The 2,534-nt window shown below is 51.7% G+C and carries 4 protein-coding genes; 2 read left to right on the top strand and 2 right to left on the bottom strand.

Translation table 11 applies throughout. From position 1 onward, the window contains the following. Window positions 1-91: 91 nt before the first annotated feature. Together QPL98_RS19335 and QPL98_RS19330 are read right to left on the bottom strand one after the other, a co-directional pair. Window positions 92-454, bottom strand: coding sequence for a hypothetical protein (locus tag QPL98_RS19335; protein WP_303293862.1), 363 nt, complete (start codon window positions 452-454; stop codon window positions 92-94). A gap of 770 nt (window positions 455-1,224) precedes the next feature. Continuing rightward, complete coding sequence (locus QPL98_RS19330) at window positions 1,225-1,602, bottom strand: SMI1/KNR4 family protein (protein WP_303293861.1); 378 nt, start codon at window positions 1,600-1,602, stop codon at window positions 1,225-1,227. A gap of 140 nt (window positions 1,603-1,742) precedes the next feature. On the opposite strand from QPL98_RS19330, the gene QPL98_RS19325 reads away from it, so the two are divergent. Continuing rightward, entirely contained in the window at window positions 1,743-1,994 is a 252-nt protein-coding gene (locus tag QPL98_RS19325) for a type II toxin-antitoxin system Phd/YefM family antitoxin (RefSeq protein WP_012137510.1), read from the top strand. Further along, entirely contained in the window at window positions 1,991-2,245 is a 255-nt protein-coding gene (locus QPL98_RS19320; protein ID WP_008938367.1) for a Txe/YoeB family addiction module toxin, read from the top strand. The genes QPL98_RS19325 and QPL98_RS19320 overlap by 4 nt, the downstream gene beginning before the upstream one ends. Window positions 2,246-2,534 lie beyond the last annotated feature (289 nt).

Here is a 2,534-nt window from a genome sequence, read left to right as displayed (position 1 = left end):
TACCCGGAACTGGGAAGTAACCGGACCGGTATCGCTCAACCCTGGCAAATTGCAGGAAATAGAGCGCAATAAATTGGCCGCTTAAACGCGGTCATTTGGACAACTGGGTTGAAAATCGCCGATAGGGTGCGCATCCTACGCATTCATAATTATCTGGCGAAATTTGGATTAACATTGGTTCAACAGGAGTCCACGAAAAAGGTACTGCGACCATATCTACTGCGCCTTCCGCAAAAAATGCTTTTGAAACAGGAAAATTCATCAAAACATCATTATCTACACATTTCAATTCGTCTGTTTCAGAGTTGTAAATCCAGGGCTCTGGGAAATCAGTGTCTTCACCACAAACTAAAATCGCAGCCAGTTTCCCATCCTCTGACACATCGAAGCTGTAGACATCAACCCCATCAGGAAGTCTGCTCTCTATGTTTTCCGGAATGCTATTAGTTTTCATCTTCTCTCCAAGTTGGCCATATATTTAATCGGGATAGGGAGGTGCCTCACGGCACCCCTCCTCCCACACCACCGGGTATACGGATCACGTACCACGGCGGTTCGGTTAATTACTTTGGTGACCTGTCTTCATGACTCACAGCCAAAACATTCCTTTCTGGTCTGATGAATCGACAGAGCACCAACCGGATTCCTATATGTTGTCGAGCCTACTGCGGTTTCACCAGGTCTGGTGCAATACCTCTGTACCAAGACAACCTGTCCTCCTCTCAACCGTTCAGGCCTTCCTGCCGCGATTCACTTCGCGATGTCAACATCGCGCCGAGTAGGCCACAGTACTATGCCCTCTGCTGACTTCTGTAACGCGATCAAGAACGATCGCTCGCCCTTCAGTTGATCCCTCAACACGCTACAGACCTCCCGGGGTAAGACACTAGACTTTCATGGCGTAGACGCTGGATTTATAAAACGCACCCCATTGCGGATGGAGGGCTTCGCTGTCACGTGCCAGCTCGCCCCGAGTACGTCACACCTCATATCCAGTTCCTGTTCGTCGCCCCGCCAATTTGCGTTGGGCTTCCTCCAGACCCCACCTCGCGATGACGCCCTTGCCCTTCCGCTAACCTTCGGCTCCGCGAATACCTGGTATCGGGACTTTCACCCGACGAGTCTAGTGCCATGCCCGGCACACACGCCTTTGTTTAGCGGCGGCCCGTCAGGGCCGTCCGGTGTAGGCCGCAGGCCGGAACGAACTACAACAACTGGTTATGACTAGAACCGGTTACGCTCAAGCCACGTGACGAAATCCGGTGCATCCTCGGTGAACTGGTTTGTCTCATGATCCCACAAGAAAATTGCCGGCGACTCGCCAACTGACCAACAGAAAAGGTCACCACATCCGTTGCTAGCAAAAGCAACATAGGCTCGGCTATCAATGTACCTTTGGTTCTCAACCAGCTCTTGGGGTGAGAGGATTTCAGCACTAAACCTTAGATCGTTTAAACCACCCAATCTGACAAAATCACGATACCAAGATTTCATCTCGGTTCTTAGGCTTTGTTCTGCCTGGTCGATCTGACTCCCGGTAGGAATCGGATCATCGAGCCGATATTTTTCGTTCTGGGCCAGAATGCTTTCAATCTGATGCATAGCTTTAGTCATAACGCCCGGCTCACGCGCCGGTTTGGAGCCGCGAAGCGGCGGAAAATCGGTCGCTGTGCAGCCGATTGTTAAATCTTTTTCTGTACGGTATCCTGAACAGGAACAACATCCTGTACAGGAGCAACCATATGGATGCTATTAGCTACACAGCCGCTAGAACCAATCTAGCAAAAACCATGGAGCAGGTCTGTGAAGACCATTCTCCAGTGATCATCACCCGGAGCAAATCGCAGTCCGTGGTCATGATCTCCCTTGAGGACTACGAAGCACTGCAGGAAACTGCATACCTTCTTCGGGCGCCAAAGAACGCCCGTCGTTTGCTGGAATCCGTCGCCGAGCTGGAGCAAGGCGGTGGTCAGGAAAAGGAACTTCTTGAATGAAACTGATCTTCTCCGAGAACGCCTGGGAAGACTATCTGTACTGGCAAAAAACCGACAAAAAGATCCTTAATCGAATCAATAAGCTCATCAAGGAGACCAAGCGAGAACCGTTTGAAGGCGTCGGTAAACCCGAGCCCCTCAAACACAGTCTCGCCGGTTATTGGTCCCGCCGAATCAACGAGGAACACCGAATCGTTTACAAGGTCACGGATGACGCTTTGCTTATCGCCCAGCTCCGGTATCACTACTGATTTAACGCCTGCGTAAACGGCGGGTTTTGCGCAGCGAAGCGGAGCAAAAGCCGTCCGGTGGAGGGCCGTCAGGCCCGGAACGTATTTGACGCACTGGTTATACGTTACTCAATCTCGATACCTGTGCCATCGTTGGACGAACCGGATGGGCCTCTATTCATGCGTGACCTGCGTATTCCAGACCAAGGTTGCCACTGATTCCAGACGAAGCCTGCCACCCATTCCACGCGAAAGCTGCCACTGATTCCACGGCAAAGCTGCCACCCTGGCAGGCTGCCTGATTTCCCCA

The organism is Marinobacter sp. ST-43 (assembly GCF_030541085.1).
Classification (GTDB): Bacteria; Pseudomonadota; Gammaproteobacteria; order Pseudomonadales; family Oleiphilaceae; genus Marinobacter; species Marinobacter nauticus.
This window is presented reverse-complemented; position numbering and strand designations above follow the sequence as displayed.

Excerpts from the sequence above, each read along its gene's own strand:
- QPL98_RS19335 (WP_303293862.1), bottom strand. The coding sequence starts at position 454 with ATGAAAACTAATAGCATTCCGGAAAACATAGAGAGCAGACTTCCTGAT.
- QPL98_RS19330 (WP_303293861.1), bottom strand. The coding sequence starts at position 1,602 with ATGCATCAGATTGAAAGCATTCTGGCCCAGAACGAAAAATATCGGCTC.
- QPL98_RS19325 (WP_012137510.1), top strand. The coding sequence starts at position 1,743 with ATGGATGCTATTAGCTACACAGCCGCTAGAACCAATCTAGCAAAAACC.
- QPL98_RS19320 (WP_008938367.1), top strand. The coding sequence starts at position 1,991 with ATGAAACTGATCTTCTCCGAGAACGCCTGGGAAGACTATCTGTACTGG.